Annotated in this window: 26 protein-coding genes; 12 read left to right on the forward strand and 14 right to left on the reverse strand. The window is 71.3% G+C overall.

What is annotated here, in order from left to right; genetic code table 11:
- Position 1: 1 nt before the first annotated feature.
- From OG381_RS16120 to OG381_RS16130, 3 genes are read right to left on the reverse strand one after another with little or no spacing between them, the layout of a single operon-like run.
- On the reverse strand, positions 2-1,072 hold the full coding sequence (locus tag OG381_RS16120; protein WP_327716796.1) for a prenyltransferase/squalene oxidase repeat-containing protein: 1,071 nt from the start codon (positions 1,070-1,072) through the stop codon (positions 2-4).
- Complete coding sequence (locus OG381_RS16125) at positions 1,069-1,803, reverse strand: class I SAM-dependent methyltransferase (protein WP_327716797.1); 735 nt, start codon at positions 1,801-1,803, stop codon at positions 1,069-1,071. The genes OG381_RS16120 and OG381_RS16125 overlap by 4 nt, the downstream gene beginning before the upstream one ends.
- On the reverse strand, positions 1,797-3,194 hold the full coding sequence (locus OG381_RS16130) for a glycosyltransferase family 4 protein (RefSeq protein ID WP_327716798.1): 1,398 nt from the start codon (positions 3,192-3,194) through the stop codon (positions 1,797-1,799). The genes OG381_RS16125 and OG381_RS16130 overlap by 7 nt, the downstream gene beginning before the upstream one ends.
- A 208-nt stretch (positions 3,195-3,402) precedes the next feature.
- On the opposite strand from OG381_RS16130, the gene OG381_RS16135 reads away from it, so the two are divergent.
- On the forward strand, positions 3,403-4,017 hold the full coding sequence (locus OG381_RS16135) for a TetR family transcriptional regulator (RefSeq protein ID WP_327716799.1): 615 nt from the start codon (positions 3,403-3,405) through the stop codon (positions 4,015-4,017).
- On the opposite strand, the gene OG381_RS16140 is transcribed toward OG381_RS16135, so the two are convergent.
- Genes OG381_RS16140 through OG381_RS16150 form a run of 3 tightly spaced genes read right to left on the reverse strand, consistent with a single transcriptional unit; the run spans position 4,014 to position 6,623 of the window.
- Positions 4,014-4,877 (reverse strand): tetratricopeptide repeat protein, encoded by an 864-nt coding sequence (locus OG381_RS16140; RefSeq protein ID WP_327716800.1) that lies wholly within the window; start codon positions 4,875-4,877, stop codon positions 4,014-4,016. The genes OG381_RS16135 and OG381_RS16140 overlap by 4 nt on opposite strands.
- A gap of 48 nt (positions 4,878-4,925) precedes the next feature.
- Positions 4,926-5,159 carry a ferredoxin gene (locus OG381_RS16145; RefSeq protein ID WP_327716801.1) on the reverse strand — a complete coding sequence of 78 codons (234 nt, stop codon included), beginning with the start codon at positions 5,157-5,159 and terminating at the stop codon, positions 4,926-4,928.
- 6 nt (positions 5,160-5,165) lie between these two features.
- Positions 5,166-6,623, reverse strand: a complete 1,458-nt coding sequence (locus tag OG381_RS16150; RefSeq protein ID WP_327716802.1) for an aldehyde dehydrogenase — start codon at positions 6,621-6,623, stop codon at positions 5,166-5,168.
- Positions 6,624-6,809: 186 nt separating this feature from the next.
- Here OG381_RS16150 and OG381_RS16155 point away from each other — a divergent pair, with 186 nt between their 5' ends.
- Both OG381_RS16155 and OG381_RS16160 read left to right on the forward strand, forming a co-directional pair.
- On the forward strand, positions 6,810-7,835 hold the full coding sequence (locus OG381_RS16155; protein ID WP_327722471.1) for an MBL fold metallo-hydrolase: 1,026 nt from the start codon (positions 6,810-6,812) through the stop codon (positions 7,833-7,835).
- 42 nt (positions 7,836-7,877) lie between these two features.
- Positions 7,878-8,333 carry a nuclear transport factor 2 family protein gene (locus OG381_RS16160; protein ID WP_327716803.1) on the forward strand — a complete coding sequence of 152 codons (456 nt, stop codon included), beginning with the start codon at positions 7,878-7,880 and terminating at the stop codon, positions 8,331-8,333.
- On the opposite strand, the gene OG381_RS16165 is transcribed toward OG381_RS16160, so the two are convergent.
- The gene (locus OG381_RS16165; protein WP_327716804.1) at positions 8,318-10,390 is read right to left on the reverse strand and encodes an ATP-binding protein; all 2,073 of its coding nucleotides are present in this window, start codon (positions 10,388-10,390) and stop codon (positions 8,318-8,320) included. The two genes, OG381_RS16160 and OG381_RS16165, sit on opposite strands and share 16 nt — an antisense overlap.
- Positions 10,391-10,495: 105 nt before the next feature.
- On the reverse strand, positions 10,496-11,140 hold the full coding sequence (locus OG381_RS16170; protein WP_327716805.1) for a phosphotransferase: 645 nt from the start codon (positions 11,138-11,140) through the stop codon (positions 10,496-10,498).
- Positions 11,141-11,439: 299 nt separating this feature from the next.
- On the opposite strand from OG381_RS16170, the gene OG381_RS16175 reads away from it, so the two are divergent.
- From OG381_RS16175 to OG381_RS16205, 7 genes are all read left to right on the forward strand, one after another.
- Positions 11,440-12,675 carry a prenyltransferase/squalene oxidase repeat-containing protein gene (locus OG381_RS16175; protein ID WP_327716806.1) on the forward strand — a complete coding sequence of 412 codons (1,236 nt, stop codon included), beginning with the start codon at positions 11,440-11,442 and terminating at the stop codon, positions 12,673-12,675.
- A 23-nt stretch (positions 12,676-12,698) separates the two neighbouring features.
- Positions 12,699-13,343 (forward strand): SCO2322 family protein, encoded by a 645-nt coding sequence (locus OG381_RS16180; protein WP_327722472.1) that lies wholly within the window; start codon positions 12,699-12,701, stop codon positions 13,341-13,343.
- The gene (locus OG381_RS16185; RefSeq protein ID WP_327716807.1) at positions 13,333-14,424 is read left to right on the forward strand and encodes an energy-coupling factor transporter transmembrane component T; all 1,092 of its coding nucleotides are present in this window, start codon (positions 13,333-13,335) and stop codon (positions 14,422-14,424) included. The genes OG381_RS16180 and OG381_RS16185 overlap by 11 nt, the downstream gene beginning before the upstream one ends.
- Positions 14,421-16,166, forward strand: coding sequence for an ABC transporter ATP-binding protein (locus OG381_RS16190; protein ID WP_327716808.1), 1,746 nt, complete (start codon positions 14,421-14,423; stop codon positions 16,164-16,166). The genes OG381_RS16185 and OG381_RS16190 overlap by 4 nt, the downstream gene beginning before the upstream one ends.
- Positions 16,163-16,966 carry an ECF transporter S component gene (locus tag OG381_RS16195; RefSeq protein ID WP_327716809.1) on the forward strand — a complete coding sequence of 268 codons (804 nt, stop codon included), beginning with the start codon at positions 16,163-16,165 and terminating at the stop codon, positions 16,964-16,966. The genes OG381_RS16190 and OG381_RS16195 overlap by 4 nt, the downstream gene beginning before the upstream one ends.
- A gap of 308 nt (positions 16,967-17,274) precedes the next feature.
- Positions 17,275-17,694, forward strand: coding sequence for a transglycosylase SLT domain-containing protein (locus OG381_RS16200; protein ID WP_307031552.1), 420 nt, complete (start codon positions 17,275-17,277; stop codon positions 17,692-17,694).
- 99 nt (positions 17,695-17,793) lie between these two features.
- The gene (locus OG381_RS16205; RefSeq protein ID WP_327716810.1) at positions 17,794-18,486 is read left to right on the forward strand and encodes a YoaK family protein; all 693 of its coding nucleotides are present in this window, start codon (positions 17,794-17,796) and stop codon (positions 18,484-18,486) included.
- A gap of 27 nt (positions 18,487-18,513) precedes the next feature.
- On the opposite strand, the gene OG381_RS16210 is transcribed toward OG381_RS16205, so the two are convergent.
- The 5 genes from OG381_RS16210 to OG381_RS16230 all read right to left on the reverse strand — a co-directional run bounded on the left by OG381_RS16210 (position 18,514) and on the right by OG381_RS16230 (position 21,031).
- A complete protein-coding gene (locus tag OG381_RS16210; RefSeq protein WP_327716811.1) occupies positions 18,514-18,786 on the reverse strand; it encodes a hypothetical protein in 273 nt (90 codons plus the stop codon).
- A 440-nt stretch (positions 18,787-19,226) separates the two neighbouring features.
- Positions 19,227-19,697 carry a pyridoxamine 5'-phosphate oxidase family protein gene (locus OG381_RS16215; protein WP_327716812.1) on the reverse strand — a complete coding sequence of 157 codons (471 nt, stop codon included), beginning with the start codon at positions 19,695-19,697 and terminating at the stop codon, positions 19,227-19,229.
- Complete coding sequence (locus tag OG381_RS16220) at positions 19,694-20,146, reverse strand: hypothetical protein (RefSeq protein WP_327716813.1); 453 nt, start codon at positions 20,144-20,146, stop codon at positions 19,694-19,696. Before OG381_RS16220 ends, OG381_RS16215 begins: the two co-directional genes overlap by 4 nt.
- Before the next feature lie 67 nt (positions 20,147-20,213).
- A complete protein-coding gene (locus tag OG381_RS16225; RefSeq protein ID WP_327716814.1) occupies positions 20,214-20,633 on the reverse strand; it encodes a hypothetical protein in 420 nt (139 codons plus the stop codon).
- A 20-nt stretch (positions 20,634-20,653) separates the two neighbouring features.
- Positions 20,654-21,031, reverse strand: coding sequence for an ATP-binding protein (locus OG381_RS16230; RefSeq protein WP_327716815.1), 378 nt, complete (start codon positions 21,029-21,031; stop codon positions 20,654-20,656).
- Positions 21,032-21,162: 131 nt separating this feature from the next.
- On the opposite strand from OG381_RS16230, the gene OG381_RS16235 reads away from it, so the two are divergent.
- Both OG381_RS16235 and OG381_RS16240 read left to right on the forward strand, forming a co-directional pair.
- Complete coding sequence (locus OG381_RS16235; RefSeq protein WP_327716816.1) at positions 21,163-21,990, forward strand: helix-turn-helix domain-containing protein; 828 nt, start codon at positions 21,163-21,165, stop codon at positions 21,988-21,990.
- Complete coding sequence (locus OG381_RS16240; protein ID WP_327716817.1) at positions 21,971-22,228, forward strand: DUF397 domain-containing protein; 258 nt, start codon at positions 21,971-21,973, stop codon at positions 22,226-22,228. Before OG381_RS16235 ends, OG381_RS16240 begins: the two co-directional genes overlap by 20 nt.
- Here the strand turns inward: OG381_RS16240 and OG381_RS16245 are convergent.
- Complete coding sequence (locus OG381_RS16245; protein ID WP_327716818.1) at positions 22,212-22,454, reverse strand: hypothetical protein; 243 nt, start codon at positions 22,452-22,454, stop codon at positions 22,212-22,214. The two genes, OG381_RS16240 and OG381_RS16245, sit on opposite strands and share 17 nt — an antisense overlap.
- Positions 22,455-22,476 lie beyond the last annotated feature (22 nt).

The raw sequence follows: 22,476 nt of genomic DNA on the forward strand, positions 1-22,476 counted from the left end.
CTCAGGCGCAGCAGTCCGGGTCCAACCCGCTCGGCAGGCGGTCCCCGCCGAACACCGCGCATGTAGCCTCGTGGCCACCCAGCGCGGCGACCGCCAGAAGTAGCGACCCGGCCGTCCAAGTGGTCAGTTCCCGGGGCCAGATGGCGCCGTCGTCGAAGACGTACCCGGTCCAGTACAGGCCGCTCTCCGGATCCCGCAGATGCTGGATCGCCTGGAGAATGTCCAGCGCACGGTCGGACTCGCCCATCGCCCAGAGCGCGAGGGCGAGTTCGGCGCTTTCGCCTCCCGTCACCCACGGGTTGGGGACGACGCAGCGCACGCCGAGTCCGGGTACGACGAAGCGGTCCCAGTCCGCCTCCATGCGGGACTTGGCTTCCGCGCCGGTGAGCGCGCCGCCGAGGATCGGGTAGTACCAGTCCATGGAGTAGCGGTCCTTGTCGAGGAACCGCTCGGGGTGGCGGCGGATGGCGTGCCGCAGCATGCCCAGCGCCAACTCCCAGTCCGGCTGCGGCTCTTCGCGCTGTTCCGCGATGGCGAGCGCGCACCGCAGCGCGTGGTGAATGGACGAGGAGCCCGTCAGCAGCGCGTCCGTGGTGAACGTGCCGTCGTCCTCGCCCTTCCAGCCGATCTGGCCGCCGGGCTGCTGGAGCCGCAGGACGTACTCCACCGCCGAGTAGACCGTCGGCCACATGCGGTCGAGGAAGGTGTCGTCGCCCGTCGAGAGGTAGTGGTGCCACACGCCTACGGCTATGTAGGCGACGAAGTTCGTCTCCCGGCCCCGGTCGGTGACGTCGTCGAACGCCCCGTCCTGGTAGGCCGCGTACCAGGAACCGTCCTCGTTCTGGTGCCGGGCCAGCCAGTCGTAGGCCCGCTCGGCGGCCTCGTGCTCACCCGCCGCGTCCAGGGCCATCGCGGCCTCGGTGTGGTCCCAGGGGTCGAGGTGGTGGCCGCGGAACCACGGGATCGCCCCGTCCTCGCGCTGCGCGGCGAGGATGCCGGCGACGGTCGCGGCGGCCTCCTCCGCGGTGAGGACGCCGGACAGGACGAGGTGTTCGGTACGGGGAGTGGTCACCGCGCATCCACGGCGGGCAGGTGCGGCTTGGTCGCGTACGCCACGAAGCTCTTGCCGATCAGGGGGTTGAGGGCCTGCTCGGCGACCCTCGTCGCCAGCGGCTTCTTCATGATGTCCCAGACCAGCAGCTTGTGGTACGCCTTCACCGGCAGCGCCTTGTCGTTGTCGACGCCGAACGCGCACTTCAGCCACCAGTACGGCGAGTGCAGGGCGTGCGCGTGGTGGGTGCCGTACGGCTTGAGGCCGGCCTCGCGCATCTTCGCGAGGAGTTCGTCCGCCTTGTAGATGCGGATGTGGCCGCCCTCGACCTCGTGGTAGGCGTCGGACAGCGCCCAGCAGACCTTCTCGGGTCCGTAGCGCGGGACGGTGACGGCGATCCGGCCGCCGGGCCTCAACACCCGCACCATCTCGGCGAGTACGCCCTTGTCGTCGGGGATGTGCTCCATGACCTCGGAGATGATCACGACGTCGAAGGACTCGTCGGGGAAGGGCAGCGCCAGGGCGTCGCCCTCCATCGCGGTGGCCGTCGCGCCCTCGGGGGCCTCGCCGGCCTCCTTCATCGCCGCGAACCACTTGGCGACCTCGCGGATCTCCTCGGCGTTCTGGTCCAGCGCGACGACCTGCGCGCCGCGCCGGTAGCACTCGAACGCGTGCCGGCCGGCTCCGCAGCCGAGGTCCAGGACGCGGTCGCCCGGGGCTAGCGGGAACCGGGAGAAGTCGACGGTCAGCACGTGGCCCTGCTTTCGCGATCGGATTCAACGTCAACAACTTCTTCGGCCGCGGGTGCGACGCGGCCGGCGTGCGGGGCTGCGGGCGGGAGGGCCATCGCCTCGCGGTACCGGGCCGCCGTTCCCTCGGCGGCCCGGGCCCAGGTGAACCGCGCCAGGACCCGCTCACGTCCCGCGCGGCCGAGCCGCGCCCGCAGGTCACGGTCGCCGAGCAGTCGGCTCAGGGCGGTCGCGAGTGCGCCGGAGTCCCCCGGCGGTACGGCCAGACAGGTCTCGCCGTCGCGGCCCGCGACCTCCGGGATCGCGCCGCCGGTCGTCGCGACCAGCGGTGTGCCGGTGGCCATGGCCTCCGCGGCGGGGAGGGAGAAGCCCTCGTACAGGGACGGCACGCAGGCGACCTCCGCCGAGCGGACCAGGTCGACCAGTTCGGCGTCGGTGATGCCCTTGACGAAGCGGATGGCGCCTTCGAGGCCGTAGCGCTCGATGGCCTGGGCGACGGGGCCGTCCTCGGCGCGCTTGCCGACGACGACGAGGTGGGCGTCGGGGTGCTCGGTGCGGACCTTCGCGAGGGCCTCGACCAGGAATATCAGGCCCTTGAGCGGGACGTCGGCGCTGGAGGTGGTGACGATCCGGCCGGGGACCACGGCCACCGCGGGATCCGGCGAGAAAAGGTCGGTGTCGGCGCCGATGTGGACGACGTGGATGCGGTCGTCGCGGACGCCGAGGTGGTCGACGATCTCCTGGCGGGAGGTGCCGGAGACGGTGAGGACGGAGGGGAGCCTGCGTGCCGCGCGCTTCTGCATGCGGGTGAAGGCGTACCAGCGCCGCTTGGCCAGGCGCTGGCCCCAGCTCTCGGCCGCGTCCAGCTCCAACTGGCGGTCCACGGTGATGGGGTGGTGGATCGTCGTGACCAGGGGGGCGCCGAGGTCGCCCAGGAGGCCGTATCCCAGGGTCTGGTTGTCGTGCACGACGTCGAACTCGCCGCGGCGGGCGCGCAGATGGCGGCGGGCGCGCAGGGAGAACGTCAGCGGCTCGGGGAAGCCGCCGGTCCACATGGTCGCCACTTCGAGGGCGTCGATCCAGTCGCGGTACTCGTCGCGCTTGGGGGTGCGAAAGGGGTCCGGGGACCGGTACAGGTCGAGGCTCGGGAGCTCCGTGAGGCTCAGCCGGCCGTCGATGTCGTCGCCCTCGTCGAGGACGGGGTAGGGCTGGGAGCCGATGACCTCGACGCGGTGGCCGAGGCGGGCCAGTTCGCGGGAGAGGTGGCGGACGTAGACGCCCTGGCCGCCGCAGAACGGGTTTCCCTTGTAGGTGAGGAGTGCGATGTTGAGCGGTCGCTCGCCGTCCGCGGCCGGGTCCTCCTGGGAACCCGCCCGACTGGCCTCAGCGGTCACTCCGGGCCCCCTTCTCCCTGCTATTTCCCGCGAGATTACGCCGGGACGCTAATCTAGAACAAGTTTCAGACTTGATCGTTCAAGAGGCTCTGAATCTACCGGCAGGTAGGGGCGGTGTGAGCAGTGGATCAGGTGATTCACGCCACCACTGTCACCCCTGACATGCTGTGTGATCACTCGCCCTCACCGACTGTCACGGACGGGACCCATGCCTGCGGAAGCCATCACCCAGCGCCCCGCCTCTGCGCCCCTCACGGAGCGGCAGGAGGCCCGTCGTCGCCGCATCCTGCACGCGAGCGCGCAGCTGGCGAGCCGGGGCGGTTTCGACGCGGTGCAGATGCGGGAGGTCGCGGAGTCCTCGCAGGTGGCGCTGGGCACGCTGTACCGCTACTTCCCGTCCAAGATCCATCTGCTGGTCGCCACGATGCAGGATCAGCTGGAGCACATGCACGGCACCCTGCGGAAGAAGCCGCCGCAGGGCGAGACGGCGGCCGAGCGGGTGGCGGAGACCCTGATGCGCGCGTTCCGCGCGCTCCAGCGCGAGCCGCATCTCGCCGACGCGATGGTCCGCGCCCTCACCTTCGCCGACCGCAGCGTCTCCCCCGAGGTCGACCAGGTCTCCCGCCAGACCACGGTGATCATCCTGGACGCGATGGGCATCGAGGACCCGACCCCGGCTCAGCTCTCCGCGGTCCGCGTCATCGAGCACACCTGGCACTCGGCCCTGATCACCTGGCTCTCGGGCCGCGCCTCCATCGCCCAGGTGAAGATCGACATCGAGACGGTGTGCAAGCTGATCGACCTGACGGCACCGGAGAACTAGCCCACCGGCTGCAGTCCGCTCCAGCTCCGCCCGATCAGGGCCTCCCCGGCCCACAGCTCCAGCAACCGCCGTGCCTCCTCCGGCGGGGCGGCGAGCGAGACCGACTGGGCGCCTGCCTCGGCACTCCGCTCCTGCTGGTGCGTGCCCTCGCTGCAGCACGCGCACAGCATGCGTACGGAGCTGGCGGGCTCGGCGCCGTAGCCGTGCTCGGCGAACAGCACGAGGAGCGCCTCCAGGTCGGTCCGCTCGCCCGCGCTCACGGTGACCTCCAGGGTGGGTATCTCGGAGGCCTCGAAGAGCAGCAGCTCGTCGAAGACGGGGTACGTCGTGCTGTCGACGATGCGCTCGCCGTTCGGCACGCCGTCGTGGACGACGATCTCGCCGTACCGCCGCCCGCCGGTGACGGGCACGTTGACCACCCGGCCGCGCGTCGGGCAGAGCCGCTCGATCCACACGACCTCCTGCTGTCCGCCGGTGTCGAGGCGTACGCACGCGTTCCCGAGGCGGGCGTCGATCTCACCCTCCCCGTCGGGGAGTTCGATGCCGAATCCCGCCCAGGCGTCCCGTGCGGTCGCCCACTCCCGCTGGATCGTCGCGGCGATCCCGAGGTTCCAGAACGCCGGTTCGCCCTCGCCGCGCGGGGCACGGGCGGCGGCCTCGCGCCCCAGCTCGTACGCCTTCTGCCAGTTGCGCAGGAACTTGTGGGCGAGCGCGGCGTCGTACCACCACTCCGCGCTCGGCTCCTCGTCCGGGAAATGGACGAGCACCTGCTCGAAGAGTTCGGCGGCGCGCAGCCACTCCTCGGCGTCCCACGCCTGGTACGCCTGCTCGATCAGCTGCCTGGCCTCGCTCTTGTGCACGTTCCCCTGCCCGGTTCGGTCCTGTGACGACCGCTGGAGCGTAAGCCGCTACTCCTCCGGTGGGAACACCGGCTCCCCGCTGCCCAGGAGGGTGATCATGATCGCCTCCACCGGGCAGCTCTCCGCGGCGGCCAGGATCTTTTCGTTGGCGTCCGTTTCCGGGGCGACGGGGTGGGACTGGCGGCCGGTGTCGAGGTGGAAGCCGTCGGGGGCGTGGTGGATGCACTGGGCCGAGCCGATGCAGATGGAGCGGTCGACCTCGACCTGCCAGCGGTCACCCATGTCCGGTCATCCCTCCCAGCCGGCCGGGAGGTGGATCATCTTGTGCTCCAGGTACTCGCCGAAGCCCTCGGGACCGAACTCCCGTCCCAGGCCGGAGTTCTTGTAGCCGCCGAACGGGCCCAGCATGTCGAGGCTGAAGGTGTTCACCGAGTACGTGCCCGTGCGGACCTGGCGGGCGACGTCGATGCCGTGCGCCACGTCGGCCGTCCAGACGCTGCCGGAGAGGCCGTAGTCCGAGTCGTTCGCGATCTTCAGGGCCTCGGACTCGTCGCCGTAGGGAAGGAGGCAGATGACCGGACCGAAGATCTCCTCGCGGGCGATCCGCATGGAGTTGTCGACGTCGCCGAAGAGGGTGGGCTCCACGTACCAGCCGCGGTCCAGGCCCGGCGGGCGGCCGCCGCCCGTGAGGATCTTGGCGCCCTCCTCCTGGCCGATGCGGATGTAGTCGAGGTTCCTGCGCTGCTGGCGCTGCGCCACCAGCGGACCCACCTGCGTGGCGGGGTCCAGCGGGTCGCCGACGACCAGGGCGCTCGCCGCGGCGGCGAAGGCGTCCGCGAACTCGTCGTAGCGCGAGCGCGGCAGGAGGATACGGGTCTGGGCCACGCACGCCTGGCCGTTGTTCATCCAGGCCGCCGACACGATCCCGGGCACGGACGTCTCGATGTCCGCGTCCGGCAGGACGACCGCCGCCGACTTGCCGCCCAACTCCAGCGTCACACGCGTCAGATTGCGTGACGCCACCTCCATCACCCGCTTGCCGGCCGCCACCGACCCGGTGAAGGAGACCTTGTCGATGCCCGGGTGCCCGACCAGGTATTCGCTGACCTCCCGGTCGGCGGGCAGGATCGACAGCACACCTTCCGGCAGCCCGGCCTCGCGCGTGATCTCGGCGAGGAGATACGCGTCCAGCGGCGACTCGGGCGACGGCTTCAGCACCACCGTGCAGCCGGTGAGCAGCGCGGGCGCGAGCTTGGCGGCGGCGACGAACTGCGGGACGTTCCAGGGGACCACGGCCGCGACGACGCCGACCGGCTCGCGCCGGACCAGGATCTTGCCGAGGACGCCGTCGCGCTGCTCCTCGTACGTGAAGTTCCGTGCGACCGTGATCGCCGCGTCCCACACCATCATCGCGCCGAGCGCCTGGGCGAGGACGCTCCAGGAGTAGGGCGAGCCGTTCTCGGAGGAGATCACGCGGGCGATCTCCTCGTGCCGGGTGAGGATGCCGTCCTTGATGCGGGAGACGACCTCGATGCGCTCGTCGAGCGTCATCCGCGGCCAGGGTCCCTCGTCGAACGCCTTGCGCGCCGCCGCGACCGCCCGGTCCACGTCCCCGGCCGAGGCGTGCGGCACCCGTCCGATGACCTCCTCGGTGTGCGGGGAGATCACCTCGATGACGTCCTTGCCCAAGGGGTCGGTCAACTCCCCGCCGATGAACAGCTGTCCGTGTTCCACGAGCTCGGTCATGGCGACTGCCTCCCCGGGACTGGCTCTGACGGTTCATCAGATACCGGAACTGATACCAGTTCCCTTCGGAGGAGTCCACAGAGCGCACAGCCGCGCCGAGGCTGAAGGATGACTTGGGCTCCCATCGAAACGCGTTCTAGTTATAGTGGCGAGAACGCGGCGACAGGGGGCCCCATGACTCAGCTCATGCCACAGGTCGGCGACCACGGCGGAGGCGTCCGGTCCATCCGGGTTCCCATTCCCGACAACCCGCTGGGCTTCACGCTGGTGTACGTCGTCGACACCGACCGCGGTCCGGTGCTGGTCGACACGGGCTGGGACGACCCGGAGTCCTGGGACACGCTCGCCGAGGGGCTGCGGGCCTGCGGCACCTCCGCAACCGAGGTCCACGGCGTGGTGATCACCCATCACCACCCCGACCACCACGGTCTGTCGGGCAAGGTCCGCGAGGTATCCGGCGCCTGGATCGCGATGCACGCGGCGGACGCGGCCATCGTCCGCCGTACCCGCGAGACCCGACCGGAGCGCTGGTTCTCCTACATGACGGCCAAGCTGGAGGCCGCCGGCGCCCCGGAGTCCCATGTGGCGCCCCTGCGCACCGCCCGCAACCGCAAGCTCCCCGGCTTCTCTCCCGCCGTCCCCGACCGCGAGATCGTCCCCGGTGAACTCCTCGGCCTGGCGGGCCGCCGGCTGCGCGCGATCTGGACGCCGGGCCACACACCGGGCCACGTCTGCCTCCACCTGGAGGAAAGCCACCCCGCCCAACTCCCGGGCAACGGGCGCCTGTTCTCCGGCGATCACCTGCTCCCCGAGATCACCCCGCACATCGGCCTCTACGAGGACCCGGACGACGCCACCGTCACCGACCCGCTCGGCGACTACCTCGACTCCCTCGAACGCGTCGGCCGTCTCGCCCCCGCCGAAGTCCTCCCCGCCCACCAGCACGTCTTCACCGACGCGGCGTCCCGCGTACGGGAGTTGCTCGCGCATCACGAGGAACGCCTCACCGACCTGCTGACGCTGCTGGTCGAACCCCTCACACCGTGGCAGCTCGCCGAGCGCATGGAGTGGAACCGCCCGTGGGACCAGATCCCGTACGGATCACGGACGATCGCGGTCTCGGAGGCCGAGGCGCATCTGCGGCGGCTGGTGAAGCTGGGGCGGGCGGAGGCCGTGGCCGGGAGTGAGCCGGTGACCTACGTCGCGGTGTGAATCGGGTCGCGGGCCCAGATCCGCCCCTGGTACCACTGGTCCATGGACCCTCTGGAGCAACTCCTCGCCGAGCGCGCCTGTGAACGGCTCATCCTCGACTTCGTCCGCCGGCTCGACATCGGGGACCCGGGCTCCGTGGCCGAGCTGTTCACCGAGGACGGCAGCTGGGAGTGGCCCTCGCCGGGCGACGGACGGCGGTACGACGGGCGCGAGGCGCTGCGGGGGTACTTCGGGTCCCGGCCCGCGGACCGGTTGTCGCGGCGGGTGATGTCCAACGTCCTGGTCACGGTGGTCTCTTCGGACACGGCGACGGCGACCTCGTACTTCACCACGTACCGGGTCGACGGGTACCACGGCGGGATCGTGCCGCCGGGGGCGCCGGTCCAGGTCGGGCACTACGCGGACACGTTCCGGCGTTCGGCGGACGGGAGTTGGCTGCTGGCGTCGCGGGCGCTGCATCTGCCGTTCGGGGGGCCGACGCCTCAGCTGAGCGCGTAGTCGACGCCCTCGTCGTACGCCATCGCCATGCCCTGCGCGTACGCCTCCTCGTACGCCCGGTCGCCGATCCGGTCGCGCAGGAGGCGTTCGCGGGCCTCGCGGGCGGCGACGCGGCCGGGCAGGCTGAACTGCTCCTTGCCCACGCGTTCCCAGGCGCGACGGCTGATGCCGAGCAGCCGGGCGGCACGGCGGCCGTCTCCGCCTTCGTCCCCGATCTCGGCGGCCACCAGGGCGTCGACACCGAAGGCGACCCCGGCGGTGTTGTGCATCCGCCGATGCCCGGCCAGCGCGGCCCGGGCATGGTCCAGGGCGGCCACGGTACGGCCCTGGGCGAGATCGGCGTCGGCGATGAAGGCGTCGACGAAGGCCCCCGTCCAGAGCTCGCCGCTGCCGGCGCACAGCGCGCGCAGTTCCGCGGCCGACTCGTCGACTTCGGCGTACGCGCCGCTCATCAGGTGGGCGAGCGGCCGCATGGCACGCATCTGGAGCTGGCCCGAGCCGCGCCAGTCCGACACGACGGGCACGAACGGCAGGTCCGAGAGCGCCTTGATCGTCGCGGCCGTGCGGCCGGTCAGGACCAGGGGGCCGAGGGTGACGTATCCGGTGGCGTCGATCGCGGCCGGATCGCCGAGTTCCCGTGCGAGGTCCATGCACCGCTCCGCCCACGGGGCCGCGGCCTCCGGGTGCCCCTGGGTGACCGCGACGGCCGCCCGGCTCCACAGCGCCAGCAGCAGGGCCTCGCCCGGCTCGTGCTCGACGGCGAGCACCCGGTCGAGCGCGAACCGGGCGTCGCGCAGCATGCCGCAGTGGCGCCACAGGAACCCGATGCTGCCCGCCGTCTCCAGCGCGACCCGGCTGCCGGGGTCCTCCAGAGCGCAGTCCACGGCGGCGCGGAGGTTGGCCTGCTCGGCGAAGACCCGTTCGCACCAGGCGACCTGGCGGCCGGTGTTCCAGTCGGAGCAGGCCTCCCGCGCGAACCGCCGGTAGTGGTCCCGGTGCCGCCGCCGTACGGCCTCCCCCTCCCCCAACTCCCGTAGCCAGTCGGCGCCGTACTCGCGCACCGTGTCGAGGAGCCGGAAGCGGTCCGAGTCGGCCGGATGACGCAGCACCACCGACTGCCGGGTCAGGCGCAGGAGCAGGTTCTCGACCTGGTCGGCAGGGAGCGGCCCGCCCGCACAGACCCACTCGGCGGCCCGCCGGGTGAAGGAGCCGGCGAACACCGACAGCCGCGCCCACAACAGCCGTTCCAGCGGGGCGCACAGCTCGTGGCTCCAGCCGATGGCCGTGCGCAGGGTCCAGTGCCGCGGCGCCCCCTGTTCCGCCGTCCCCTCCCAGGCGAGCACGTCGAAGCGGGAGCGCAGCCGGTCGCCGAGGAGTTCGTGGAGCTGGTCCAGGGAGTGCGACGACAGCCGTGCGGCGGCGAGTTCGATGGCGAGCGGGATGCCGTCGAGGATCCGGCAGAGGTCGCCGACCTGCCGCCGGGTCGTGGCGTCGAGGACGAAGCCCGGGGTGACGGTGGCGGCCCGCTGGGCGAACAGGGTCGTGGCGTCGGGCTTCCGCAGCGGGGCGACCTCCAGCGTCCGCTCCCCCGGCATGTCCAGCGGCTCACGGCTGGTGACGAGGACGCGCACCCCCGGAGCGACGGCGAGCAGGTCCGCGATCAGTGCCGCGCACTCCGCCAGCAGGTGCTCGCAGGTGTCGAGGACGAGCAGCAGCCGCTTGTCCCGCGCCCAGGCGCAGAGTGCCTGGGCCACCGGCCCGGCGGTCTGATCGGCCAGCCGCAGCGCCTCCATCACGGCCAGCGGCACCTGCCCCTCGGCCCGCAGCGGCGACAGCTCCACCAGCCAGACCCCGTCGGGATACGCCGCCCCGGCCCGCTCCGCCGCCCGCAGCGCGAGCCGTGTCTTGCCCACCCCGCCCACCCCGACCAGGGTCACCGGGCGGCGCTCGCCGGAGGGCTCCAACTTTTCCGCGAGCCAGCCGAGTTCGTGCTGCCGCCCGACGAAGCCGCGGGAATCGGGCGGCAGGTTCCCGGGGAGGGTCTTCTCGCTGGGCACGGGCAACAGTGTGACCGTGGCGCCACACGCCCACACCGTCCGACCGAACCGGACGGACTGATCACCTGAAGTGGCCGCACCGAGCCACTCGACGACCGAACCCGATCAGATCAGCGACCGGATCAAGTCCTCCGCCGTCCCGAGGAGTTCGACCTCCCGCCGGCTCATCGTCGGATTGACCGCCCGCCGGCGCCGCGCCTGCGCCAGCCCGTCGTCGGTCAGGGACGAGGCGTCGGCGAGCAGCGCGGCCAGCATCGCGCGCGCCGGTTCGGCGAACGTCTCCTCCCCCACCGCGACCTGGGCGAGGATCACCGCCGACATGCCCCAGTCGAGACCGGGGTCGCCCTCCTCGGCGTTGGCCCAGTCGATGACGTAGGGCCCGGCGGGGGTGAGCATGACGTTGTCCGGGTGCAGATCGAGGTGGACGACACGGCCGGGCAGGGCGTGCAGCCGCCGCAGGAGACGGGCCAGTACGGCCCCTGTCTCCTCCGCGTCGATCCGTCCGGCGGCGAAGGCCCCCAGCATCGTCGGCCCGTGCAGGCGCTCCATCACCAGCTCGGTGGACGAGCAGTCCTCCACGCGCACCCGCGGCACCGGATACCCGTGCCCGCGCACCCGCTCCATGACGGCCGCCTCGGCGAGCGCGTCGCCGTAGGTGTCCCGGGCCCGCCGCAGCACCCACGCCTCGTCGATCTCGTACACGTCCGAGGCCCGCCCCGAGCCGATCAGTCTCCCCGTGATGATCCCCATGCCGGGAACCTACCGGGCCCGCAACCGCCCCTCGGGGGCTTTCCTACGGGCCGGTAGAGTGGCCGGGTCGTCATCACACCCGTACGGGGGGAAGCCGGTGCAATTCCGGCGCTGACCCGCAACCGTGAGCCGTCTCCGCCAGGGGGGCGGCGAGCCGGATCGCCCCGTGTCGGTACTTGTGACCGGCTCACGTGCACCGGCAACCGGCCGGTGCGCGGCACCGTCGAGGTATACGGAGCCGAGCCGCCGGGGTGTCCCGTGCTGCCCGGCTCCCCCGCAGGGAGAGGCACCCGCCGATCATGAACGTCCGCCGCAGGGCCGCGGTCCTGGCCGCCACCGCAGTGATCGGTACGGCCGCCCCGGCCGTCGCCACGAGTCCCTCTCCGTCGCCGTCGGTGGCGATACCGGAGGGGTTGTACGGGGGTGGGGATCCGACGTACGACGGGGTGTGGCGGCAGTCGTTGGCGCTGCTGGCACTGAACAAGCAGGGCGTCATCCCCGCCGAGAAGGCGGAGGACTGGCTGGTCGGCCAGCAGTGCGCGAGCGGCGCCTTCCCGGCGTTCCGCGCGGACACCGGCAAAGCCTGCGACGCCAAGGTGATGGTCGACACCAACAGCACGGCCGCAGCCGTCCAGGCCCTCGCCACGACGTCCAGCAGCCACGAGGACGGGGTGCGCAAGGCGCTCGCCTGGCTCAAGTCCGTACAGAACAAGGACGGCGGCTGGGGCTACACGGCGGGCGGGGCGAGCGACGCGAACTCCACGTCCGCCGTCATCGGCGCGATCCAGGCCGCGAGCATGGCAGGCACCGGGTCGCTGAAGACGTTCGAGAAGGACGGCAAGTCCCCGTTCGACGCCCTCCTGAAGCTCGCTCTGCCCTGCTCCCGTGACGGCGCCTTCGCCTACCAGCCCGACAAGAAGGGCAAGCTCACCGCCAACGCGGACGCCACGGCGGCAGCCGTTCTCAGCGGCTTCGGCGGACAGCCGCAGGTCTTCCTCCTCGGCAGCGACCAGGCCACCGCGTCCTGCGAGAAGCCGGGAGACTTCAAGCAGGCGGTCCACAACGGCGCCTCGTACCTCGCCAGGACCATGGCCAAGGACAAGTACCTCAAGTCCGTCCTGCCCGGCGCGGAGGACCAGCCGGATTACGGCAACACGGCCGACGCCGTCGTCGCCCTCTCCGCCGCCGAATTCAACGACGAGGCCGCCGTGTCCGTCCACTGGCTGGAGTCCAACGCCCTGAAGTGGGCCGCGCAGAGCGGTCCGGCTGCCTACGCCCAGCTCATCTTCGCTGCCCGGGCCGGCGGCGTGGACCCGCGCGAGTTCGGCGGCAAGAACCTGGTCGCCCTGCTGAACGCGACCGGTCCGAAGCCCGAGCACGTGCCCACGGTGAAGGAAGAGCCCCTGCTGGAGGCGAACACCGACGACAACGACAACGGCGCCCTCACCGTCGCCTGGACCGTCGGCGGTGGTCTTCTCCTCGGCGCCCTCATCGGCTCCGCCCTGATGTTCCGCGGCCGGAAGCGCGGCCAGTGATCCGCCGTCGCGCCGCCGCCCTGATGCTGGCCGCGTTCCTCCTCCTCGGGTTCGCGACCCAGGCCGCCCACGCCGCCGGCTACCGCTACTGGTCCTTCTGGGACCGCACGGGCACGACCTGGACGTACGCCACCCAGGGCCCCGCCACCTCCGTCCCCGCCGACGGCGACGTGCAGGGGTTCCGTTTCGCCGTCAGTGAGGACTCCGCGGACGCGACGAAGCCGCGTGGCACGGCGTCCTTCGCGACGATCTGCGCGCAGACCCCGGCGGCGGAGGGCAGGAAGCGGGTGGCGCTGGTCATCGACTCCGGTACGGCACAGGACGCGCCCTCCGGCGAGACTCCGCCCGCGACCCGCACGGCCTGCGCGGTGGTGTCGCAGGACGCGACGACGGCCGAGGCTTTGGCGACGGTGGCGAAGCCGTTGCGGTACGGCACGAACGCGCTGCTGTGTGCCATCGCCGGATATCCGGAGGCGGGGTGCGGGGAGCAGGTGGCCGGAGGGAAGGAGCCGACGTCCCCGCAGAAGACGGCCGCACAGAAGCCGTCCGCAGAGAAGAAGGACTCCGGCGGCGGCCCCTCCGTGGGCCTGTTCGCGGGGGCGGCCGCCGTGGCGGCCCTGGGCGCGGCGGCGGTGTGGCAGGCGAGGCGGCGCGGGAATGCGCGCTGACCTCGCGCGGCCGCGGAACCTGCACGCCGCCGCCTGGTGGCTCTGGGCCCTCTCCCTCGGTGTCGCGGCCACCCGCACCACCAACCCCCTCCTGCACGCCCTCCTCATCGCCACGTCCGCCTACGTCGTGGTGACCTGCCGCCCCGACGCCCCCTGGTCCCGCTCCTACTCCGCCTTCGTCAAGCTCGCCCTCGCCGTCCTCCTCGTCCGCCTCGCCTTCGCCGTCACCCTCGGCTCCCCTCTCCCCGGCACCCATGTGATCGTCACCCTTCCCGAACTTCCCCTCCCCGACTGGGCGCAGGGCATCCGGCTGGGCGGCGAGGTCACCGGCGAGACACTCCTCTTCGCGTTCTACGACGGGCTGAAGCTGGCGACCCTCCTCATCTGCGTGGGCGCGGCGAACGCCCTCGCGAACCCGAGCCGGCTCCTCAAGTCCCTGCCGGGCGCCCTCTACGAGATCGGCGTGGCGGTCGTCGTCGCCCTCACCTTCGCGCCGCACTTCATCGCCGACGTCCAGCGCGTGCGCGCCGCCCGCCGGTTGCGCGGCCGTCCGGACAAGGGCATGCGGGGCCTGCTGCACGTGGGACTCCCGGTCCTGGAGGGCGCCCTCGAGCGGTCCGTCGCCCTCGCCGCCGCGATGGACGCGCGCGGGTACGGCCGTACCGCCGACGTCCCGACCCGTGTCCGGCGTACGACGACCGCGCTCACCCTCGGCGGTCTGCTCGGCATCTGCGCGGGAACGTACGGTCTGCTCACCGCCGAAGGCGGCACGTACGGTCTGCCCGTGCTCCTCGGCGGAGCGGCCGCCGCCCTCGCGGGTCTGCGCCTCGGCGGACGGCGTACCCCGCGCACCCGCTACCGGCCGGACCGCTGGAACGCGCGCGCGTTCCTCGTCGCCGGTTCCGGCGCGGTGGCGGCGGTGGCACTGTTCCTCGCGTCCGCGACGGACCCCGCCGCCCTGCACCCCGGTGTGATCCCGCCGGTCGCCCCCACCCTGCCCCTCTGGCCCGCGGCGGCGATCCTCGTCGGACTGCTCCCGGCCTTCATCGCCCCGAACGTCCCCCACAAGGAGCCGTCGTGATCCGCTTCGAGGATGTCTCCGTGACGTACGACGGGGTGGCCGAACCGACCGTCCGGGGCGTCGATTTCGAGGTCCCCGAGGGTGAACTCGTCCTGCTCGTCGGGCCGTCCGGCTCCGGCAAGTCGACCGTCCTCAACTCCGTCTGCGGTCTCGTCCCGCACTTCACCGGCGGCACCCTGCGCGGCCGGGTCACGGTGGCCGGCCGTGACACCCGTACGCACAAGCCGCGTGAACTCGCCGACGTGGTGGGGACGGTGGGCCAGGACCCGCTGTCCCACTTCGTGACGGACACGGTCGAGGACGAACTCGCCTACGGCATGGAGTCGTTGGGCCTCGCGCCGGACGTGATGCGGCGCCGGGTGGAGGAGACCCTGGACCTCCTGGGTCTGACCGACCTCCGTGACCGGCCCATCGCCACCCTCTCCGGCGGCCAGCAGCAGCGCGTGGCGATCGGCTCGGTCCTCACCCCGCACCCGAAGGTCCTCGTCCTCGACGAACCGACCTCCGCGCTGGACCCGGCCGCCGCGGAGGAGGTCCTCGCGGTCATCCAGCGTCTGGTCCACGACCTCGGGACGACGGTCCTGATGGCCGAGCACCGCCTGGAGCGGGTCATCCAGTACGCCGACCAGGTCGCCCTCCTGCCGGGCCAGGGAGCGCCCCCGGTGCTGGGCGACCCGGCCGAGATCATGGCAGTGTCCCCGGTGTACCCGCCGGTGGTGGACCTGGGGAGGCTGGCGGGCTGGTCCCCACTGCCCTTGACGGTGAGGGATGCGCGCCGGAGGGCAGGAGACCTGCGCGAACGTCTGAACGCGGGGTCGGCCGACGCCGCCAAGGGGCGCGGGGAACGGCGCGATCAGCCACAGACAGGTCGCACCCGCCAACACTCCACACCCCCCACCCCAGTGGGCGCCCCCACCCGCCGCCGCTGGTTCACCCGCACCACCTCCACCCCACTCCCCCCGTCCCCCCACACCGCCGAAGTGCACGACGTCTCGGTCCGCCGCGCTCACGTCGAGGCCCTCCGCCACATCACCCTCACCGTCACCCCCGGCGAGACCATCGCCCTCATGGGCCGCAACGGCGCCGGCAAGTCCACGCTGCTCAACACCCTCGTCGGCCTCGTCGAACCCTCCTCCGGTTCCGTCCGGGCAGGCGGAGCCGTACCGCACCGCACGGCTCCCAAGGACCTCATACGCCGCGTGGGCCTCGTACCGCAGGAGCCCCGCGACCTCCTCTACACCGACACGGTCGCCGCCGAATGCACCGCCGCCGACGCCGACGCGGGCGCCGCCCCCGGCACCTGCCGGAGCCTCGTCTCCGAGCTCCTCCCGGGCGTGAGCGACGACACCCATCCGCGCGACCTCTCCGAGGGCCAGCGGCTCGCGCTCGCCCTGGCCGTCGTGCTCACCGCCCGCCCTCCCCTGCTCCTCCTGGACGAGCCGACCCGCGGACTGGACTACGCGGCGAAGGCCCGGCTGGCCACCCTCCTCAGCGCGCTCGCCGCCGAGGGCCACGCCATCGTGCTGGCCACGCACGACGTGGAACTGGCCGCCGAGATCGCCCACCGGGTCGTCCTGCTCGCCGACGGCGAGGTGATCGCGGACGGCCCCGCGGCGGACGTCATCGTCGCCTCCCCCTCCTTCGCCCCCCAGGTCAGCAAGATCCTGGCCCCACAGAAGTGGCTCACGGTGACACAGGTACGGGAGGCACTCGAGGCGGGCGTCGAGGGGGGCCTCGCGTGAAGACCGTGAAGGCCGTCCGTCTCGGCCCCTTCTCCCTCGCCGCCCTCGGCCTCGCCGGGGCGGTTGGTGTCGTCGCCTTCGGGTGGCCGTTTCTCGCGCCGCCTACCTCGCAGGTCGGGACGCATACGCAGGACGCGCCGTGGTTGTTCGCGGGGTTGTTGCTGCTGCTGGTGGCCGTGGTCGGGGCGGCGATCTCGGAGGCGGGGCTGGGGCCGAAGGCGGTGGCGATGATGGGCGTGCTGGCCGCGACCGGCGCCGCGCTGCGGCCGATCGGTGCCGGGACCGCCGGGATCGAGCCGATGTTCTTCCTGATGGTGCTGAGCGGCCGGGTGCTCGGCCCCGGGTTCGGGTTCGCGCTCGGCTCGACGACGATGTTCGCCTCGGCGCTGCTGACGGGTGGGGTGGGCCCGTGGATGCCGTTCCAGATGATGGCGATGGGCTGGTTCACGATGGGCGCGGGTCTGCTGCCGGCCCGGGTCCGCGGCCGGGCGGAGCTGCGGCTGCTCGCCCTGTACGGCTTCCTGGCGGCCTTCGCCTACGGCACGGCGATGAACCTCGCGGGCTGGCCCTTCATGGGCGCGCTGGCGTCGAACATCGCCTTCGTCCCCGGGGACCCGGTCCCCGAGAACCTGGCCCGTTTCCTCGCCTACTGCATGGCCACATCCCTCGGCTGGGACCTGGGCCGGGCGGTGTGCACGGTCGTCCTGACGTTCCTGCTCGGTCCGGCCGTGCTCAGGGCGCTACGCAGAGCCACCCGGCGCGCGGCCTTCGAGAGCGCGGTCACATTCGAACCTCGTTGAGCGGTGAAGCACCCCACATGACCCACATCACGAACTAACCGCCTTAGTAGTACATTTCGGACGCCATGTCCACGCCATAACGGCCTCTGACCTGCGCTTTGAGAGCCAGATCACACCACCCCCTCCCGCCACACATACGACCACAACTAGCAAAAGGGGTCATTGCGGACGGGCTCCGAGCCTGTTTATCTGGACAACGTCGCACGGCGCCGACCCGCCCCACGGGCCTCGGCGCCAACGCATGTCAGAGCCGCTCAACACGGTCACGACACACCCGCGACTCCCTGTCCCCGAAGAAAAGGTTCTCCGTGTCCGTCTCCCGCATCGTTCGCCGCATCGCTTCCCCGAAGAAGGCCATCACCACCGTCGCGATGGCCGCCGCCACCGCCGGTCTGGTGCTGACCGCGGCGCCCGCTCAGGCGGCCACGACCTCCTCGGCCGCCGAGGCCAAGTCCATCGCGCACCAGATGATCCCGAACGCCGCCCAGTACAACGCGTTCAGCAAGATCGTCGAGCACGAGAGCGGCTGGGACGTCGACGCCACCAACGCCTCCTCCGGCGCCTACGGCCTGGTCCAGGCCCTGCCGGGCTCCAAGATGGCCTCCGCCGGCTCGGACTGGAAGACCAGCGCCGAGACCCAGATCGAGTGGGGCCTGAAGTACATGAACGAGCGCTACGGCAGCCCGACCGGCGCCTGGGCGTTCTGGCAGGCCAACGGCTGGTACTGAGCCGGCTGACAGCAGACTGACGTACGAAGGCGGCGGCCCCCTCCAACGAGGGGGCCGCCGCCTTCGTCGTTCCGGGAGCGCTCATGGTCCACTGGGCCGGTGAGCGCAGAGACTGAGGAGCCCACGGAGTCCGCCCCCGAGGACCGCGGGCTCCGCCTGGTACCGGTACTGCTCGCGCTGACCCTGGTCAGCGGTCTGATCGACGCCGTCAGCTATCTCGGCCTCGGGCACGTCTTCACCGCGAACATGACCGGCAACGTGGTGGTGCTGGGCTTCGCCGCGGCCGGCGCCCCCGGCTTCTCGGTACCGCACACCGTGACCTCGCTCGCCTCGTTCCTGGTGGGCGCGGTGGTGGGCGGCCGGACCGCCGTACGTCTCGGCCGTGGCTCCCGCCGCAGATGGGCCCGGCTCACCCTCGCCGCGGAGGCGGCCCTGCTGGGCGCGTCCGCGGTGGTCGCCTTCGTCGCGCCCGACGACACGGCCACCGTCTACACCCTCATCGCGGTCACGGCCTTCGCGATGGGCCTGCGCAACGCCACGGTCCGCAGACTCGGCGTCCCCGACATCACGACCACCGTCCTCACCATGACCCTGACCGGCCTCGCCGCGGACTCCCGCGCGGGCGGCGGACCGGGGACCCGCTCTCCCCGCCGTTCGGCCGCGGTCGTCGCGATGGTCGTGGGCGCCGCACTCGGGGCGTGGCTGGTGCTCCACCACGGACTGGGCATCCCGCTGCTGGTCACGGCCGTACTGGTGGGGGTACTGGCGGTGGTGGCGTCGGGGCGGGAGTAGGGAGGGGCCGTCGCGTTCGGGACCGGCTCAGCGCCACTGCGGCGGAATGTTCGCCAGCTGCCGCAACAGGTCCCAGCCCTCGCTCTTGCGCTTGCGCTCCGCCGACGGACTGCGCCACGGGGCGCCCTGCCCCACCCAGTAACCGCGGTAGCCCCGCACACTCAGGACGCTGCTGTCCCCGACGTCGGACTCGTTGCCGCAGCACGAGCAGATCTCCGCCGTGGGCCAGCCGTCCTCCCAGAACACCTCGTAGCCGTCATGGCCACAGACCCGGCAGACGGTCTCCGTCTCGTTCTCCATGCGAAGACGATATGCGGGAGCCAACGTCCGGGCGACGATGTCTGGTTGAGGCGGAATCCCGGGTGACAGAGCATTCGTACGATGTCCCGCGGACTCCTCCCGTACGACCTCACCTGGCCCGACGTCGCCCCTTGGGCACCCCCGAGCCCCCGCCCTTCCGCAGCGACCCGGCCCACGCCAAGTCCGGCCGTGAGCGCTACGGCACCGGACCGGACCTCCCCGCCCTCCTCGACACATGCCTCACCGAAGCCAGGACCGGGCGCCCGATCCGGTACTCCCCCTCACGGCCAGGGGTGCCCGCTCCGCGTTCCTCACCCTGACCTTCGTCCTGGCCCGGGCCGGTGTCTCCCTGGACCAGGTCGGCCCCGTACGCCGGATCCGCCGCCGCGCCGACGATCCCGAGGGCGCCCTGGCACTCGCCGACCTGCCGGCCGTCCTCATCACGGCCGCAGCGGGTCGACAGGCACCCGGTGATCCGGCTTGCCGTCCTTCGCCAGCATCGAGTGACCGTCGGCCACCGCGCGGTACAGCCTGATCCCGGAGTCGCCCCGCACGTCGTCGAGGGTCCAGACCCGCCCCCCGTGCTCCACGGAACGCCGGGAGAAGACCTCCAGCGCACGCGCGGCCGCCGCTTCGTCCACGACCTCCCCGGCCGCACCCGCCACGTACACCGCCTGCCCGGTACTGATCGGCACCGACGAGTCGAAGACCGAGATCCCCACCTCGGGCCGTACCGCGATGTTCCGTGAATGGGTGACCTCCGGCGAGGACACCCAGAAGAACTCCCGGTACCCCTCGTGCGCGAAGTAGACGGGCGACGCCCACGGCCGCCCGTCCGCGTCGGCGGTGGCCAGCACCATGTACCGGTTCCCGTCGACGATCCCCCGCGCGATCTCACCGCGCCCCGTCACCGAGTCCTCCGGTAGACAAGTCCGAAGTCCCGTTCCCACGGCTCCGATTCACCCTTGGACAGCTCCCAGGCTCCCCGGATGACATCGCCTTCCACCCGCCCGAAGAACCGCTGCCGGAAGGACAGCGCCGAGAAGTCCGGCGTCTCACGCAGCAGCCGCCACTCCTCGCCGTCGAAGGTCATCGCATACGTCCGTACGACACCGCGTGTGTCGAAGTAGTGGTACGTGTACGCCCCCGACTCCGGATCGACGGCGATGATCGCCATGCTGTCCGGTGCCCCCTCGACCGGGATCTCGGTCCGCTGCACCAGGAACCGCCCGTCCAGATCCCACGCGAACACACACCGCGCGGGCGGCCCGTCCGCCCCGGGAAGATCGGCCTCCACCGCCCACTCCCCGACCAGCACGCCCAGCCGATCCAACGCTTCCCGCCCCGCCGATCCGCCCATCGCGGACACCTCCTCGTCGCCTCTACCGACAGTGATGACCGCGGCGGCGGAGGAAACTCATCGCCGGTCAGCCCGGGGATGCGGATCGGTCGTCGTTCTCGATCCGATCGCGCGCGAGCTTCCGCACTTCGCTCCAGTCGTCCGCCAGGAGCCTCTCCAGCACGGATCGTGGGGTCCGCCGGTGGCGGGCGACCTGCAATCTGACGGGCTCGTGCGAATCGGCCGCCATGCCCTCCAGGATGTCGGGAGTCAGTTTGCGCTTCATGGCCACCATGCTTCTCACAGCGAAGTCGGGGTCGCTGGCCAGCGCGCGAAGGATCTCCAGCGGAACCGTCTTGTTGTGCGCCACCCAGAACCGAGCATCCGGATAGCGCTCGACGATCTCCGTCCAGACCTCCAGGGAGGCCGACTCCAAACCCGCCCGTCTCTGTTCATCGAGGTCGTCGCTGTAGCGCAGAGCGATGAACTCCTCCGCCGACCGGATCACTCCCCCACCCACCCCGCCCTTCAACCCACAGTCGCGGACGCCCCGCACTCGAACCACACGACCTTCCCACCCCCGGGCACTCCCGTCACACCCCATTTATCCACGACCGCCTCCAGGAGCAGCAGCCCACGCCCCCCTTCCGCGTCCGGCGACAACTCACCGCTCGGTAGCGGCCGTTGAACACACTCATCCGCCACCTCCACCCGCACGCCGGCCACCTGACGCAGCACCACCACCTCACACCGCCGGCCCGGGACATGCCGTACGACATTGGCGACCAGCTCCGTCACCCCGAGCTCCACGGCGTAGGTCAGCTCGTCCAGTTCCCAGTCGGTGAGCAGCGAGCGGACGATACGGCGGATGTACCGGACCGAGTGTTCGCCCACGGTGAGGCGCATGCGGTACTACTGGGTGGAGAGGGGACCCAGGAGGATGGGGGGAAAGTATGCGTTCACGGTACGAGCCTGAACTGGCGCGACTACGCTGGGCTACAGGCCGAACACAACCAGCTCTGCAGTGGGGGCAGTTCGTGACGCACATCAACGTCCTCGACCCGGGGGCCTCACCGCTCGATTACTACGGCTTCGAGTTGCGGCGACTGCGGGAGGCGGCTGGGCTGACGCAGAAGCAGCTCGGGGACATCCTCAACTACACCGGCTCACTGGTTGGCCAGATCGAGACCGCGCGGAAGATTCCGACACCGGAGTTCAGCGAACGGGCGGATGCGGCGCTGGGGTCGGACGGGCTGCTGTCGCGACTGGTCGACCTGGTGCTGCGTAGCCAACTTCCGGCCTGGTTCCAGCAGGTGGCCGAGCTTGAGGCGCGAGCCATCGAGATGTGCACCTTCCATACGCACCTGATTCATGGCCTTCTACAGACCAAGGCATACGCCCGCGCCGTGCTCGGTGCACTGGACCGGACCAACCTCGACGACCGCACTGCCGTACGACTCGCCCGCCAGCGCATCTTCGACAAGGCGGAACCGCTGGTCCTCTGGGCTGTCATCAGCGAAGCCGCGCTCTATCAGGAAATGGGCGATCGCGACACCATGCGAGGCCAACTGGCACAACTGTTGTCCTTCGAGGACAACCCTCGGCTCAACATCCAGATCCTGCCGTTCACAGCCGGGGCACACGCGGGCCTGCAAGGCTCGTTCGACATCTTCCGCTTCGCGAGCGACCCGACCATCGTCTACACCGAGGGCTATGGCACCGGGCATCCGACCGCGAATCCGGACACCGTCAAGGACTGCGCGCTCCGTTACGATCATCTACGGGCCGCCGCTCTATCCCTCAAGGACTCGGCGGAGTTGATCCGGCGCGTGATGGAGGACCGCTATGGAGAGCAAATGGCGTAAGTCGAGCTACAGCGGCGACCAGGGCGGCTCGTGTGTCGAGTGCGCGACCACCGGCCAACTCGCCTGGCGCAAGTCCACGCACAGCAGCGACCAGGGCGGCAACTGCGTAGAAATCGCCGAAGCACCCCCCACCATCGCCATCCGCGACTCAAAGAACCCGACGGGACCGATCCTCACCATCGCCCCCGCCGCCTTCCACCACTTCGTCTCCTGGAGCGGCGCTACACCTGTGGTGTGACCACACCCCCCGCCTTCGCCGCCTGGTGCGCTCTCCACTCCTTACGGAAGAGATACGCACGCAGGACGGCGATCGCCAGGAACAGCAGCCCGAAGCCGCCCCTGCCCAAGCCCCCTACCTGGACGAACCAGTAGAAGCACGCGCCGGCCATGGTGAGGCAGAGGCCGATGACCAGCGGTTCGCGGAGGTAGAAGGGCAGGACGCGGAGGATGAGGTTGAGAAACATCGGGCAAGTTGATCAGGCCACG

It is taken from the genome of Streptomyces sp. NBC_00490 (assembly GCF_036013645.1).
Taxonomy (GTDB): Bacteria; Actinomycetota; Actinomycetes; order Streptomycetales; family Streptomycetaceae; genus Streptomyces; species Streptomyces canus_F.